The sequence below is a fragment of the Avibacterium sp. 21-595 genome, from assembly GCF_023611905.1.
Classification (GTDB): domain Bacteria; phylum Pseudomonadota; class Gammaproteobacteria; order Enterobacterales; family Pasteurellaceae; genus Avibacterium.
This window is the reverse complement of record NZ_CP091455.1, coordinates 870,558-887,668: the sequence shown is the minus strand read 5'-3', so window position 1 is coordinate 887,668 and position 17,111 is coordinate 870,558. Positions and strand designations below refer to the sequence as shown.

The following is a 17,111-nucleotide window of genomic DNA, read 5'->3' as shown; positions in this document are numbered from 1 at the left end:
AGCTAGGAAAGTAAGACCAGAGAAAAAGCATTAACCATATAAAACAGTAAAAAAAAATACTAAATACTAAATATTTAGGCTGAAAAAAAAATTCAGTTTGATCAATTTTATTTGTATTTGAATATAATCTCATCCATATCATTCCTTGAAAAGAACATATTAGATTAAATGCATACAGTGAAATTTTTAATAATTTTTTTGCGGTTCTCACTTTTTATTATCCTTATCTTTATGATGACTGAGTACTTCTCCAGAAAAAATATTTAATCCAATGCCGATAGGGGAGTTTTGTATATTTGATGGCAATGACCTTTGAATTAACTCCCCTACAGCTTGATTTTTTAAATAATTAGATTGGTCATTTAAATATGAATTACTATTAGATAATCTTGAATCAACTACTGTTGACATTGAGCCTAATACAAATGAAGTCCCCATTGGGGTATAAATTAAATAAGGTGTGGTTAGACCTGATTTAATAGCTTCTTTATAATTAATTGTACCTGTATTGATATACTGAGCCCCCATATTCACACTCATACCTATCATCGTTCCAGTTACATACTGTTTTGGTGTGATTTTTGAAATACTATCAATACTATTACCAATATTTCTAGTAACCGCATTAGCATAAGGATTGTAAGAATGATAAATACCTTCTGAGAGTATTTTATCTATAAAACCAGCAGTAGGTTTTTCAAGACGAATTGCAGTTGAAACTATTTTATTCCCTCCTACCTTGGTTACCAATTCAACTGTATTTACAACTTTTGGTATGTTAGAAATATATCCTAAAGAAGCCAACTCCAATCCCTCTTTCGTTGATTCTGCTACTCTCCCATTAAATGATTCTCTTAATGTTCTTGGATTTTGGATATATTTTGCATTAAAGCGCTCATATATTCTTTCTTCTTCCGATTTATCTGAATCGGAAATGAACCAACGACTTGGCAAAGATGAACGATATTTTTCATCTAACGCATAAGCATAACCGTAGCCTTTATAATAGTTTCCCGTAAGAATTTCTTTGAGGCTACGCTCAATATTTTTAGGAATTTCTCTGTTTTGTATGCTTTCTGAAACGTAACGTTTTGCGTAATTTTCATATTCAGCCCATTCTTGCGGTGTCATCTCCTCTGGGCGATAACGCGCTTTATCCACTAAATAATCACTTGTTTGATCATCTTTTTCATATTGAAGATATTCTACGATCTCTTTTTTAGTCGCATTGCCATTTTTAATTTTCTCTCTAATGTCATCACGTCTTTTTTGAGAAAGTACACTGAGATAATTATTCTCCACCGCCCGTTTCCCAATCTCACCACCTAATGCCGCGGCATTAAGCGTGCTAACGGTATTAGTCGCTGAGCCGTTTTGTTGGGCGGTTAAGCCTGAAGCAAGGCTGCCTGCAAGGGCGCTTAAGGCGGTAACAGTTTGGCGTTCTTCTGCGCTAAGTTGGTTCGGGTTGTCTTTACCCAGTAGCTTAGTGATGGCTGGCGCGGCAAGTTCACTGGCTGAAGCGGCAACTGCGCCTGTAGCGATATTGCCCTTAGCTGCCGCCGCTTCTACCGCACCCAGCACCGCGTGGGCAAGGGTGTTGGTCAGCACGTTCACCTCGCCATTGCTGTCGGTGGTGAGTGCCTTGATTTTTTCATTTAAAGTCGGTGAGGCAAGGGTCGTGGCAATCTGTGTGCCGCTTTGCCCTGCCAATATCCCCCCTGCGATAGTGGTGAGGTTATCAAGGTTGCGTTTGTATTCGCCTTTCTCGCTCCACTTTTCTTGTCTTTCTAACGTATTAGCAAGTGCGGTGGTTTTTTCTGCAATTTTTTGTTTATCTTGCGTTGCCTGTGGTTTGCTTTGCGCTTGCGCTAGCTCTTGTTGCAAGCGGTCAGCTTCCAGCTGTGCGGCTTTCGCTTGATTGGCTGCATAAGTCGAAGTTGCCGATTGCAACTGGCTTACCGCTTCTCTCACGACTTTTTGCTCTTTTAGCTGCCCTTGGGTATCCCTTGGTTTTTCCACGTGTGGATTGGCATTATCAAGTGCGGTGCTAAAATGCAAGGTTTTTGCCAACGCGGTGGCTGTGCTGTGGATAGGCTGGCTATCTTTATTTAAGGTAATCTTGCCCTCGGTAATGGTTGCCTTGGTGAGGCTGCTGTCATGATGGCTTTCATACATCGGTATACTTGGGTTAAAACCACTTGAATTTTTCTCGTCCACCCATCTGAGGTTATCGGCAGTTTGGTTGTTTGCGGGTGCCTCAACCACTTTGCCTGTGCCTTTTTCTTCATAATGTCCCTCTTGATGACTAAAGCCATAGCTTAATCCGCCACTCATTGCTTGGCTTGAGGAATGGTTTTGAAGATGCTCGACGGTCAGTTGATTAGTCGCAAGCTCACTGTTATTGGCATTTTGGCTTGCAATCGCACCGCCTTTGAGGTGAACTTGATTTGCCTCAACGTGATAGCCTCCCTCTTCCGCAAATAATCCCGATTGTTCTGTTACTTGACGATAATGTTCGCTGCCACTGTCCGCATTAAAGCCGATATTGCCACCCCACGCATTGCCAAAGCTGATACTCACACTTAAACCAGCTTGATTACTTTTACTTTTAAGGTGTTGTTCATCTTGCATACTTTCAATCTGTAACTTACCACCCACATTGGCATCAATACGGTTGGCTTTCGCCGTTGCCCCTTTGAGTGTCAGGTCATTTTGGTTATTAAAGGTTATCTGCGCACTGTCTAAATGGCTGTTGTGATACATTGTGCGTTCCGCATCCCTTTTTTGGCTGCCTCCACCCACAGTGGCATATACCCCAACGCCCGTTTGTGGTCCTGCTTGGGCAAACATACCCACTTCAACACCCACATTTTGACCGCGCATTTTTTCTTTGCTATGGCTTTTACCTGCTTGTAATTGCGTGTCATACGCCGTCAACGTAATATGGCTATCTGCAAGGCGTTTGCCTTGTTCATCGCGGCTAGTTAAATCACTGTGCTCAAGATGAATATTACCGCGCTTTTGCTCCCCATTGGCAAGCGTTTCCCCTGTGCCTGTAGCCGTCAAGTCAATCTGTTTGGCGTTAAACACATTACCTTGACTAATTTGCGCTTGGCGTTCTTGTGATTGACGGCTATGTGCCACGCCCGTGCCTGATTCTACGCGAATTAAATAGGCTAAACCGTCTTGCTGGCTAACCGTTTTCGCAATAGTGTCTGCCACCTGATAACCTTGCGCGGCAAGGGTAACAGCATTGGCGGCATTTACACGGTCTGACGCATTTTTATTTTTCACCGTGCGCTCCACGGTTTGGATTAAATCAATAATCGGCGATTTAACACGGGTAAATTGTCCGATTTTTAAATCACTTTGACTTTGAGATTGATTGTCGGTATTTAACGCGGCATCCGCATAAATGTTTTGGGCAGTGATTCGTAGCTTATCTTTAGCTAGCACCGCACTGCTGGTTTGGTGATAATCCTTACCTGCGTCAATCTCAACATTGCCTTGCAAACTCAGGATACGGCTGCCTGTGTGCGTGGTATTGTCGCCTGCTTGATTATGCCGTTCACGGTGATAACCAAAAAATCGCTCTGTATCCGAGGTGGCGACTTCACCAACTGAATGGCTCATTGCTTTTTGGCTTTGGTTATAAAGGGTTTTCGCCGTATCTAATACCACATTGCCTTTGGCTGTAAGGTGGGTATTGCCCTCATTAATCAGCGTTAAGCCTTTGCCTGTAATATCGCCACCTTGCGCAATAACACGGGTCTCTGCCCCTGTGGTTATTAACGTCCCTCGCTCTTCTCGGCGGGTTTGATTGCCATCTTCATGGCTAACGCCCATCCCAGCAATATATTTATTTAAGCCATTTAACTCAAAGCCTTTCGCACGCTTTTCTGCATTTTGCGAATAAATGTCTGTTGCCACATCAAAATTCACTGAACCACTGGCAATAAATTCCGCTCCTTTTTCTGCATTAATTTGACTGCCTTGCGTGGTGATATCCCCTGCGCTCGCAATAACCTGCAACTTGCCTTCTGTATTAATGGACGCGCTTTTCGCTAATTTTTGATACGTATTTTTATATGCCTCATTTTGTTGATGTTTGAGATAAGGGCTTACACCACGCCCCACCATTTCAGCGGTGTCTGTAATGGATTCGGCGCGAGAAATCTCATCACCAACAAAGGTATCTGCCATACCAGAATCTTTACGGCTTTGGTATTTATTACGCCCCACGGTTAATGGGTCATAAACCATATTAATCCCCACACCTGACATTTTACGAACGTATTCTGATTCACCATAATGCTGCTCATCTGCCGCATTAAGCGCCACTTGTTTGGATTGTAGGTGAGTGTCTTTACCGCTTTGAATTTCTACCGCCGTGGCAGTCAAATGTTCCCCTGCATTAAGTATCACATCACCTTGTTGAGTTTTAATACTTGCCCCTTTTACTGTTTCATCATAGCTCGTATTCTGCTGACGCACTTTTTCTTTGTGGTAGCCCACCGCCGCAATGCCTCCCTCAAGGCTGCTTGTAATGCCTGATTTTTTGTGTTTTTCCCATTGGGTATGGGCATAAGTATCTGTAACGGCATTTGCATTCAGTTCATTACCAGCACGGGCAATGACAGATTGATCAGCATTTATTTGTGTACCTTCAAATGCTATATCGTGATTGGCACTTAGCTCAATTTGTCCAGCTGTTAAATGCGTAACTTTGTGTGTATTTGCGAGACGATGGGAATAATTCTCAGAAGCTCTTGACGACAAAACACCTCGCCGCTGAACTTTATGATATTCCTCAACTTCTCGTGCTGTGCCTACACTGCTTAGCACAATGTTATTTTCTGCCAATGCCATAAGCTTTGCCTCGCTTTCTAGCTTAGCACCTTCTGCGGTAATATCTCGCCCACTTAACAATACATTTCCTTTGCCTTTTATCGTGCTTACCACAGCATCTTGCACTTTTTCATTACGGTAATGATTGCCTTTGCCCATTTTTTCTTCAAAACCAACAGAAAGTGCGGTCAAATTTAGTCCATTTTTTGCCTTAACAATCGTATTACCTTGTCCCTCATTAATAATATCTGCCCCTTGACTCAAGATATTATTGGCATTTAAGTGCAATACCCCTTCTTTGTCTTTGACATAAAGTAAGGCTTTGCGAGCGAGGGTAGTTTCATTGCGTTTGAAATGAGATAGCCCCACTTCTGTGGTATGGGCAGTGCTTTGGTGGGTAAAATCCCCGCCTACATCAATGAATAGCCCTTGTTCGGCTTCGACTTTCCCACCAATATTCTCAACATTACCGGTGGTTTTAATGCCAACTTTTCCTCCTAGGATATTTCCTTCGTTGCGTAATGTGTCTGTGTTTAACAAGGCGATTTTTCGCCCTGCAATCGTACCAAGGTTGTTTAAATGTGAAGTGCGTAAATCAACCACATTCGCAGAGATTAATGCCCCCTCACCATTTAAATCACCTTTTTTCGCCACCACGTAAACGCGTGGTGCAATCACATCAACCTTTTTACCGCTTGGTAAGGTGACGGTTTGCGGTTCAAACCAAACAATATCCGAGGTGAGTGCAGCCACTTGATCGGCACTCAAGGCAATACCCGGGGTTAAATTAAATTGCTTAGCAAAAGAAATCCCTTTATCCATCAAGGCTTTATATTGATTTTCAAGATCTTGCTGATTATCCAAGAACATTCGTCCTGTAAGTTGGTTAATTTGATCTCGAACCATACGCTGTTCATAATAACCATCACCTAAGCGTTTCAAGATATTTTGCGGTTCACTGCGTAGAGCATTGAACATATAATCTGAGCTAAGCCATTTTTTGCGATTGGTAAATTGCGGATCGGTTTCAATTAATACCTTTTGTCCCTCTGGATTGATCCGATAAAGGCTTGAGGTTGGCAAACTGGTGTTAGCTTGAATGTGCCTAATTTCATTCTCATTTTGTTGCAGCAAGCTATGATCAGCGGCATTACCCACTTGTTGATGAGAAGTAAGTGCGACATTATTTAATGTGACATTGGCATTTTCTGCTTCTGGGATGAATGTGGTATGAGATTCCACGCTAGCTTGATTTAATGCCAGTGGGGTTTCTGTACGTCTCATATGGTCATAACGTCCCGTCCATTCTCGCTGATGATAGCGTCTAAATCCACCACGCCAACGAGAGTATGTCCATTCTTGATTGCCAATATCATCAATTTGGGTAATCCCAATTTCTTCAATATTGTTAATTGGGTTGGTGGTATCATTAGTGGTTTTAATGACTCCCGCTGCGATGATTTGACTACGATTATTTTCAACCTCACCGGAAAAACCAATATCGCCCCCACTGAGAATTTTTCCTGGGTGAGTTTCTTTCACTTTAGTTTGGCGTTCAATGCGTCGTGTTACATAAACATCCCAGAAATCTGCAAACTCTCGTCCAAGTAAACTTGCGTTATGTTTTTGGATTGCTGTATCAAGTTGTTCAAATTTTTCCGCATTCGCATTAACCCAATCAAGATAAGGTTTCATCTCGGCAGAATAAGCAATAAGCTTGGCTTCATATTCCGCCATCGCTTTACGGTATTCCACCATTTTTTCTTCATATTCTTTGAGTTCCTGCTCATACCTATTGCGATTAAAAAAATGTCTGCGTGGTTTAGTCGGCTCAACAGGCTCTTTTAACGTTGGATCAAGCCCTGATAAATCAGGCAATTCAGGGGCCGGCGTTTCTGGTGGGGTGATATTTAACGCAGCCCAAACAGGATCTTGATTGGTATAAATTGCTTGCGGAACAGGAGCGCACCCTGTACGTGTCTGCTCATTCGCACAGGCTTCTTCATTAGGAGCTGGGAGTATATAACCGGCAATACCACCATCTTTCGGACGTGATGGAATCGCTTGATTTTTATAAACCACTCTCCCTGCTCGGCTAAAAGAACGCCAACGGAGTTGATCGAAATTAATCCGTTCCCCAATTTGAGGATCATCAACAATTAAGTAATGTTCATTAACCGCTTGGTTGCTGACTTCTTCAAGGTTGGTGCGTAAGCGAGCATTCTCATTTTTCAATTGTTTTACACCAAACTGAATACCATTTCCTTCAATTAATCCGCCGCGGTTGATTAAGGTTTCGCTTAATCCTTGAGCATAATGATTGGCGTCAAGGTTTTTTCCGAAAATAATTTGTCCTTCTGATGTCAATGTGCCACCAATGCCATTAAACGCCCAATCTTGCGTAAAGGTATTTTTTGTATTTTCAATCACTGGCGCAGCAATGTCTAAACGTTGAGTAGCAGCAATCACCGCAGATTTTATCGAGCCATCCGCTTGTAATTCATCACTATTTATGATTTTGTTTGCTTGCAGTGCGGTGTGACCACCATAGATACGCCCTGTACCAATATTACTCAGGGTTTGCCCTGCTTTAATAATATTTTCTTCGCTGCCTTTAATTAGACCACGATTGGTTAAATTTTCCGAGACAGTCAGTGCGGTAGATTTTCCTTGAATTTCTGCGTGATTTTGATTATCAATATTTGCCGCTTGAATGGCGGTATTTCCCTCAGAATAAAGCCCTGCTTGATTGATGAGATTACCCAATGTTGAAAGGATGAGGCTTGAACGCCCGATAATATCGTTTTCAGCGTGAAAATCTTGTTTTAGTCGGAGAGAGGTATGGTCTGCCTCAATATCCCCATCACCAGATAAGCCATTTGCCTCAATAATTAAATTTGTCGAAGCCGAGATCACACCTTCCGCATTTTCGATTCCTGCATTTGTCCCGTTAATGGTTAAATTGCCCAGTGAGAGTATTTCGCCCTGTTGATTGTATAATTGCTGAGCGACATTTAAGGTCGTATTTTCAACACTATAAATATCTCCTTGTTGATTATTAAGATTTTGAGCATTCAGTTCAATCTTTTTCGCAATCACACCTTGTTGCGGTGTGGCGTTGTCCACTGGTTTGGTATTGGTGTTATTGAAAGATGGTGCGGTAAGGGTTAAGGTATTTTTCGCCTGAATTAACGACCCTGTTTCCGCTATTTTTTGATTTTGAATTGATGTTGTTAGGGTTAATGCCGCGTTATTCTCCGCACTCAAAATACCTGCTCGATTATCTAATTGTTGTGCGTTGATTTGTAATGAGCCTGCACTGAATAACCGCCCATATTGATTATTCAATGCTGCTGATGGTTGCTCAAGGATAAAATCCCCACCAATTAACATTAATCCCGATTGATTGTTTAAGCCTTTATTAAGCGCTAAATTCACTGCACGATCGCTTAAGCTCGCCCAATGTCCTTGCTGATTATTAATTTGTATAGCTCGCGTATCAATCCAATTCGCTTTAACATCAGCTTGCTGGGTAGAAAGCAGAGCAGGCGTTCGCCATTGCAGATCGCCTGTGGCGGTGAGGGTTGCTGAATCGGCCTTAATGCCTTGCTGTTTAGCATTGATGCGAAGAGTATACCCAGCGGTTTGGCTGTGACTAATATCTACTTCACTGGCATCAATTTGCATCTTGCCCGCAGCGAGATTTTGCCCTTGCAGTGTGGTTTTTTCGCGACTGGTAATGTGAATCGAGCTGCCTTGTTCAGAAGGCGTTTCAAGGGTTCGGACTTCTTTACCATTTTGATCTGAAATCATTACTCCCGCAGCAATGACCGCCCCTTTACTTGCATTGACACGCTCAGCGTTATAGCGAATATTCCCTTTGCTCAGGGTTTCTCCTCGCTGTGTTATCGCCTTTTTCGCAGTGGCTTGAATATTACCTTGACGAGCAACCACAGTACCCATTTGTTGGATATTGGATTGGCTGTTAAAGCGAATTTCCCCTTGAAGGTTTTCAATTTTTCCTTGGTTTTCAAAATCATTGGCAGTAGTTAGGCTGATCGTTTGGTTTGCATTGAGCGTTCCCATATTAACAATCCGCCCCTGACTATCAATTTGCACTTCCCCTACAGAAGCCCCAATATGCCCTGCATTTCGCACACCAAGCCCTGTACCGTTATCCACTAATTGAATACGCTCCGCATACATTCCGCCAAGCTGCCCCACATCGACACGATATTCTTGCCCTTCATTTAAAGTGCGGTCATTTTTTTCATTATTTTTATTGCCGACATAAACGACGGCATCATTCGTACGGTTTACCTTATTCTTGCCAGTGGTAACTTTAAGTTGTTTTGCCCAAACGCGCCCATCAAGCTGCACTTTTTCAGCGATAATGTCGGTATAATCCGCTTGGCGATTATCTAACCCTTTGCCTGTTACGCTAACTTTTCCGCCTTTGACTTGGTATCCTTTTAATTCGCCATTGGCAATATCAGGCTTACCCGTTGTCAAGGTTGAACGCCCCGCATTAATCACGCCACAGCCATCACAATGAATCCCTGAAGGGTTGGCGATCACCACATCGGCTTTTTTACCTGCAACTTCAATATAACCTTTGAGATGACTAGGATTGTTGGAATTCACTTCATTAAGAATAACTTTAGCTTCCCCCGTGGCTAAATTAGGGTTGCCTTGTACCCAGCCTGCAAGTTGGGTTTGCGTTGCTTTGCGAGCATTATTCAGTACAGCCCCTTTCTCGGCGACATCAAATTGAGAATAAGTATTACGCGAAACGCCTGCTTGGCTTGGCGTTTGAATATTAACTTGCGGTAAACCATTGGCTGTTTTCAAAATGGTTGCTTGTTGATTAGCCGGTGCTGATTTATCTGCACGAATTACCATTTCATTGGCAAACGCAGGGGTTGAAAAATAGACATACCCCAACGCCACCATCATACTAAATTGCACAGGTTTCATCACCCAACTAAACGGAGAACAAAGTGCGGTGAGATTTTGCGATGTTTTTTCAGCTCCCACATTTTCGCTTGTCGCTTTTCCCTGTGTTCTAGCTAATTCTGATACGACAATAAGTTGATTAAGCGTTTTGCTAAAAATAACACGATAAAATTGTTTATTCATCCTTGTTTCCTTTGATTCCTTATTGCAAGTATGGATGATTTCGCCTTATTTTCATCCATATTCCTCTTGGTTTACTCGCAGTACTGCTTATTTAAAAACGGTAATTTAAAGCAAAACCTGTTGTTAAGTGGCTGGTTCTGAACCCTTCAGGTTTTCTAATTGGGATGCCAATAAAATAATCATAGTTTAATCCCCATAAACGACCTCGTAAACCCAGTACACCGCCAGTGAGGCTCTCTCCCAGTTGCAGTTCTTCTTGGGAGGATCTAACAATACCTCGATCAATACCGAGATATAATTCTTGTCCTTTATTGGCAATGTTCCAAGCAAGTTCATTACGCCATACCCAACCACGCTCGCCTGAAAGAGATAACTCACCATCAAATCCTCGTACAGTATAGCGCCCACCAATGCTTAATTTATCCTGTTGAACCAGTGGTGTTTGATTCCATTGAGCATTCCAATGGGTATTGAAGCGAAAAGGTTGAGAACCTAAGGTAAAGGGGTAATTTAGGTCAATAGAGGCGGTGATGATCTGCATTCTGGAGGTGCCTTCATCAAATTTTTCCTCAGGCGCTGGCAAGGCACGATTAGCGCCTGTACCGCGTTTATAATTAGCCGAAAGTTGTAATGTTGCATTACCGATATAATGTGTATGATTAATGCCCATTTCCCAACCTGCGGTACGGCGACGTTGTACCTGTATTTCTGTATCGTTAATATAGTTGGAGGATTGTCTTGTCCATAACGAAACATTGAGATAAGTTTTAGAACCGCTATTGCGCCATAGCAAACGACTTAAATTAGCGTGTATTTGACGACTTTCCCCCGAATATTCATAGGATTCAAAAGCCCCTGCAATAGTTTGATGATATTGGTATCTTGAGCCAGAAAGGCTGAGCTGATAATTTTTCCACGGAATCGAGTAATAAAGACTGTAATTTTTACTACCATAATCTCCTTCCACATCATCACTATGGCGCTTAAAACTTTTTGTTGCACTGAAATAAAACATATCATTCAGTGTGGTCACATTATCCCAAGAAAAGGTGGCGGAACCCTGTAAACGCCCTGTGGCTTTTGTCCCTGAATCGTCTACCCCTAAGGTAAAATGAAAAGGGAATTTTTGTTTATAGGCAATGATAATATCCGATTCACCGATATTTTCTGTCGCTTGTAATTCAATATTCGAATCAGCACTTGGCACACGTTTGAAGTTTTCTAATCCCTGTTCAATATCTCGCACATTCAAAATATCCCCTTGTTTTATTGGCATCGCAAACCAAAGCGTACCTCTCGTAGCAAAGGGAATTGCACTTTGATCTTGTAGCTGGATATGTCCTACTTTACCCGGTATGAGGGTAAGAATTAACATCTCAGAACGCAAATCTTGTGGCTCAACAACTACTCGAGTAGTTATATAGCCAAAATCAATTAAGCGATTTTGAATACGGCGTAAAAGTGTATTAATCCCTTGTGAGCCAATGCAAGCAGGTAGGGAAAAATCCCCCTCTGTATAAATCGCATTTAATGCCCAAGAAAATTGACTTGGTTGAATAAATTCAGGGTTTTCTTCGTTAGCGTTAATATCAGTTAGCACAATTTGCTTGATAGGAAAACATTGCGCTTCACTCTGTGGAAAACCTTGTTTTTCAATTCTGTCGCTTTGTAAACGAATATGAGGCGGCTGAATTTGTTGAGACTGAATTGCGGAATTAAGGTTATTTTGTTGCTGTTGTTGCGTTGCATTAATTTGTTTTTCCTCAGGTGTTTCCACACGTTCCGTGACAGCCCTGCAAAGTAGAGGAAAAAAACAATAAGTCGCTAAAAAAGTAAAATAAAAGAATCTAAACATCAGTTTTTATATAGAAAAGCTAAATGGAATAATTGTAAGCCTAGCCAATAGCAAACGTTTTTGCAAGGTAAAATACGAAATTAACTACGTCTGTTACTTTAGTAGTAGCAATATATGAAATAAGCCCTCAATAATAAAGAAAAGCCTCATTTCACAACAATGTTATACACATAGTACAACCTCTTTTTTGCTAATTTCTCCGCAATTCTTTTAAGGCGTAGAAAAATGTGATCTATCTCACAAAAATCTTCAAAACAGCGCAAAACTAAGAAATTTTCCTAATTCATCTAAGCGCTCATCTCAAGGCAGAAAAGCAAAATCTTATTAAAATTTAACCGCACTTTTTTACTTTATATTGAGGAAATTATGTTCAAATTTTTACAACAGGTACGAAAACCTGTACTCGATCTTCCAGTGGAAGAACGCCGCAAAATGTGGTTTAAACCCTTTATGCAATCTTATTTGGTTGTCTTTATTGGCTATATGGCAATGTATTTGATTCGTAAGAATTTTAACGTTGCACAAAATGATATGATCGAAACCTACGGACTAACTAAAACTGAACTCGGTATGATTGGGTTAGGTTTTTCTGTGGCATACGGGATTGGGAAAACCCTTGTTTCTTATTATGCGGACGGCAAAAATACAAAACAATTTGTTCCTTTTATGCTCATTCTTTCTGCGCTTTGTATGATCGGCTTTAGTGCGAGTATGGGCGGGGGTAGTGTCGCATTATTTTTAATGGTTGCATTTTATGCACTCAGTGGCTTCTTCCAAAGTACAGGCGGCTCTTCAAGTTATTCCACCATTACCAAATGGACTCCGCGTAAAAAACGTGGCTCTTTCCTTGGTTTTTGGAATTTATCGCACAACGTAGGGGGCGCTGCTGCCGCTGGGGTGGCATTATTTGGGGCGAACGTGTTATTTGATGGACACGTTATCGGAATGTTTATTTTCCCTTCTATGATTGCGTTGATCGTCGGATTTGTAGGGTTACGCTATGGTTCAGATTCTCCTGAAGCTTATGGACTAGGTACAGCAGAAGAATTATTTGGCGAAGAAATCAGTGAAGAAGATCGTGATGCCGAAGCGCAACAGCTCACTAAATGGCAAATTTTCGTGCGCTATATCTTAAAAAATAAGGTGATTTGGTTACTTTGCTTTGCCAATATTTTCCTTTATATCGTACGCATTGGTATCGATCAATGGTCGCCTGTTTATGCCTACCAAGAATTAGGGTTCTCAAAAGATGCCGCCATTTCTGGTTTTGCGCTATTTGAAGTGGGGGCATTAGTCGGCACATTTTTATGGGGATATTTATCTGATTTAGCTAATGGAAGACGTGGATTAACTGCTTGTATTGCGTTGATTTTAATTGTCTTTACCCTTGAGTTTTATCAATTTGCAAGCAACGAATATATGTACTTAATCTCATTATTCGTACTTGGTTTCTTGGTATTTGGACCGCAATTATTGATCGGCGTTGCAGCGGTCGGCTTTGTGCCGAAAAAAGCGATTGCGGTTGCGGATGGAGTTAAAGGTACCTTTGCTTATCTGATTGGCGATAGCTTTGCAAAACTTGGTTTGGGCATGATCGCAGATGGTACCCCTATCTTTGGTTTAACCGGTTGGGCAGGAACCTTTGCCGCGTTAAATACCTCTGCGATTGTATGTATGGTATTGCTTGCTTTTGTGGCAATTGCAGAAGAGAAGAAAATTCGTCGCTTAAAAAAATAGCATAATTTTTCACCGCACTTTCTCTTTTCACAACAATATTAATTATGCAGTGTAATTTTCACTGCATAATTTTTTTATTGGAGTACAATGCTCTCCCGCTTTGCTTAATACCTTATGGCTAGGATACAAAATGATTAATATCGTGTTAGTTGATGATCATCTCGTGGTGCGTTCAGGCTTCTCGCAACTGCTTTCTTTAGAACCAGATATGCGTATCGTCGGTGAATTTGGTTCAGCAAAAGAAACCCGTCAAAATTTACCACGTCTCAAACCTGATGTGTGCATTATGGATATTTCTATGCCTGATGAAGGCGGGTTAGAATTATTAGCTGATATTCCACAAGGCATTCACTGCATTATGCTCAGCGTCAATGATTCAGAATTTATTGTTAAAAAAGCCCTTGAATTAGGTGCAAAAGGCTATTTAAGCAAGCGTTGTAGCCCAGACGAATTAATCCAAGCGGTACGCACCGTTTATGCTGGAGGGGTATATTTAATGCCAGAATTAACCTTGAAACTGGTCTCCGCGCCAACTCAGCATCCTCTGGCACACTTGACCAAACGGGAACAACAAGTCTGTGAATTACTTGCCGAGGGGCGTAATGTAAAAGACATTGCGATCCATTTATCCCTGAGTATAAAAACAGTTCACGTTCATCGTGCCAATGCGATGAGTAAATTAAATGTTAAAAATAATGTTGAATTAGCCAATTTATTCCGTAGTAAAGGATAAAATGAATACCCTTTTCTCTTTTATATATAGCTGGTTTTTTGTTGCTCCAGCCTATTTTTGCTTATGGATTATTTCTAATTATTTATTAGATGATCCACTGCTGTCTTTTTTATTTTTTCCTTTTGCGTTACGCATTGGTATTCTCATTCACACACAAATAAAATATTGGATTGCTATTTATCTTGCTGAATATAGCATTTTACTCTTACTCTCTATTGCTTTTCCTGCCAATAATTATGTTTCTATTGTCTTACTAGGGTTATTGAATATACCTATCTTGTTTATATTTAAGAAATACTATTTTGGAAGTCAATTACGCTGTTTATTATTACAAGGTTTATTAATTACCTTACTCAGCCTAATCAACGCACTCTACTTTATAAATACAGCGCATTTTTATTTCACTTTTCTTGTCAGTTTCTCAAGTGCGGTGCTAATTATTCCAATTTGTTATTTAATTTATTATTTTCTTTTTGAAATAAAATGGTTACCTTTAACCTCAAGCCTTATCCGAAAACCCATCAGTTTAAGATCGAAACCTATTATTATTTATTTGTTATTATTCCTCTTAAATATTTATATCCAGACTGATTTACCTGAATCTTTTAATCGTTTTTCACTCTTTTTCTTAGCCATCCCCATTATTTTGCTGGCTTTTCGTTATGGTTGGCAAGGCGCTTTGCTAGGGATCTTATTGAATAGTTTGGCGCTGATTAGTACAACTCACCATTTTTCTAATGTAGAATTAACCGATTTATTGCTCACCCTTTCTGCCCAAACCATTACAGGCATTTTCCTTGGCTTAGGCATTCAACATCAACGAGATTTAAATCAGCATTTAAGCCAAGAATTGCTGAGAAACCAATATTTAACCCAGCAATTAATTCATCGTGAAGAAGAAATTAGGAAGGAAATCTCACGAGAATTACACGATGAAATTGGACAAAATATCACGGCTATTAGAACACAAGCCAGTATTTTAAAACGGATAGGAAAAACACTAGAATACGAAAAACTCTCACAGATTATTGAGCAATTATCCTTAAATATTTACGATAGTATTAAAGGGCTTATTAATAAAATCCGTCCACGTATTTTAGATGACCTCAACTTACAAGAAGCCTTACAAAATCTTTTTATTGAATTAGATTTTGCAAGCCAAAATACGCATATTTATTTGCATTGTCATAATCCGAAAAATCGCGTACTTTCTCATTTACTTGAAATTACATTATATCGTTTATGCCAAGAAGCATTAAATAATATAAAAAAATATGCGGGTGCAACAAAAATCACTATTAATGTGAACATTGATGAAAAAATCACATTACATATTCAAGACAACGGCATTGGTTTTGATTTATCTAAAATCAACCACAGTGGATTAGGTATAAAAGGAATGAAAGAACGTGTTGCAATGTTAGGCGGAAAATTTGAGATTCATTCTGTAAAATGGACAAAACACCAGCAAAGTGGCACAGGTATTTTTGTAGAATTACCTTGGATTAACTAATGAATAAAGAAACACCGCAACAAATCAATCAACGTTACCAATATTGGCGCATTCATTTAATGTTTGTGATGTATATTGGCTATGCCGGTTTTTATTTTACTCGAAAAAGTTTTAACTATGCTGTTCCTGCATTAATTTCTGATTTAGGCATTGATAAAAATGATATTGGAATGATGACCACCGCCTTTTATATTACTTATGGCATTTCTAAATTTTTATCTGGTATGTTTTCTGATCGCACTAATCCACGCTATTTTATGGCAATTGGTCTCTTTTTTAGTGGCGTTATAAATATCTTTTTTGGATTATCAAGTTCACTCTTCGTGTTTATGAGCTTATGGATTCTCAATGCGTGGTTTCAAGGCTGGGGCTGGCCTGCTTGTTCTAAATTGCTCACCACTTGGTATTCTCGTACAGAACGGGGCGCTTGGTGGTCGGTATGGAACACTGCACACAATGTGGGTGGGGCATTAATCCCTTTAATTATTGGCTATGTTACCTTGCATTATAGTTGGCGTTATGGATTCATTATCGCTGGGATCATCACGCTTTTTATTGCCCTATTCCTTGCCCTGCGGTTACGAGGTACCCCTGAATCTCTTGGGCTACCGAGCATTGGGCAATGGCGAAAGGATCAATTAGAATTAATTCAAGAACAAGAAGGAAAAGATCTTTGCTGGCAACAAATATTATATCGCTACGTTTTGTTAAATAAATATATTTGGCTTTTGGCACTCAGTTATACCCTCGTTTATATTGTCAGAACAGCCATTAACGACTGGGGAAATATTTATTTAACTGAAAAATATCATTATGATTTGGTGTCTGCCAACAGTGTTATTTCACTATTTGAAATTGGCGGTATTTTGGGTTCGTTAGTTGCTGGTTGGGGATCTGATAAATTATTTTCTAGCAATCGTGGCCCTATGGCACTGCTATTTGCGATTGGTATTTTCTTTTCTATTTTAGCATTGTGGTTAATGGTGCAAGAAAAGTTTATTTTGCAAAGTGCGGTGTTTTTTTCTATCGGATTTTTTGTATTTGGTCCACAAATGCTGATTGGAATGGCAGCAGCGGAATGTTCCCATAAAAAACTGGCAGGCACCGCTACGGGGTTTATTGGTTTATTTGCTTATTTAGGGGCGGCATTATCAGGCTATCCTTTAGCCATTATTATGCAACACTTTCATTGGAACGGTTTTTTTGTGGTGATTTCCTGTTGCGCCTTTCTTATTGCCTTATTACTCTTGCCATTTTTAAAAGCACAGAATTAAAAAAGCCTTAGC

Annotated in this window: 6 protein-coding genes; 4 read left to right on the top strand and 2 right to left on the bottom strand. The window is 40.3% G+C overall.

What is annotated here, in order from left to right; all coding sequences use genetic code 11:
* Positions 1-207 precede the first annotated feature (207 nt).
* Both L4F92_RS04200 and L4F92_RS04195 read right to left on the bottom strand, forming a co-directional pair.
* Positions 208-9,987: a two-partner secretion domain-containing protein gene (locus L4F92_RS04200; protein WP_250364322.1), complete on the bottom strand. Its 9,780-nt coding sequence runs from the start codon at positions 9,985-9,987 to the stop codon at positions 208-210.
* Positions 9,988-10,078: 91 nt separating this feature from the next.
* Complete coding sequence (locus tag L4F92_RS04195; protein WP_250364321.1) at positions 10,079-11,842, bottom strand: ShlB/FhaC/HecB family hemolysin secretion/activation protein; 1,764 nt, start codon at positions 11,840-11,842, stop codon at positions 10,079-10,081.
* Between the two features lie 366 nt (positions 11,843-12,208).
* Here L4F92_RS04195 and uhpT point away from each other — a divergent pair, with 366 nt between their 5' ends.
* The 4 genes from uhpT to uhpC all read left to right on the top strand — a co-directional run bounded on the left by uhpT (position 12,209) and on the right by uhpC (position 17,099).
* On the top strand, positions 12,209-13,579 hold the full coding sequence (uhpT, locus tag L4F92_RS04190) for a hexose-6-phosphate:phosphate antiporter (protein ID WP_250364320.1): 1,371 nt from the start codon (positions 12,209-12,211) through the stop codon (positions 13,577-13,579).
* 130 nt (positions 13,580-13,709) lie between these two features.
* On the top strand, positions 13,710-14,312 hold the full coding sequence (locus tag L4F92_RS04185; RefSeq protein ID WP_250364319.1) for a response regulator: 603 nt from the start codon (positions 13,710-13,712) through the stop codon (positions 14,310-14,312).
* Between the two features lies 1 nt (position 14,313).
* Positions 14,314-15,825, top strand: a complete 1,512-nt coding sequence (uhpB, locus tag L4F92_RS04180) for a signal transduction histidine-protein kinase/phosphatase UhpB (protein WP_250364318.1) — start codon at positions 14,314-14,316, stop codon at positions 15,823-15,825.
* Positions 15,825-17,099: an MFS transporter family glucose-6-phosphate receptor UhpC gene (gene uhpC, locus L4F92_RS04175; protein WP_250364317.1), complete on the top strand. Its 1,275-nt coding sequence runs from the start codon at positions 15,825-15,827 to the stop codon at positions 17,097-17,099. The genes uhpB and uhpC overlap by 1 nt, the downstream gene beginning before the upstream one ends.
* The last annotated feature ends 12 nt before the right edge of the window (positions 17,100-17,111 follow it).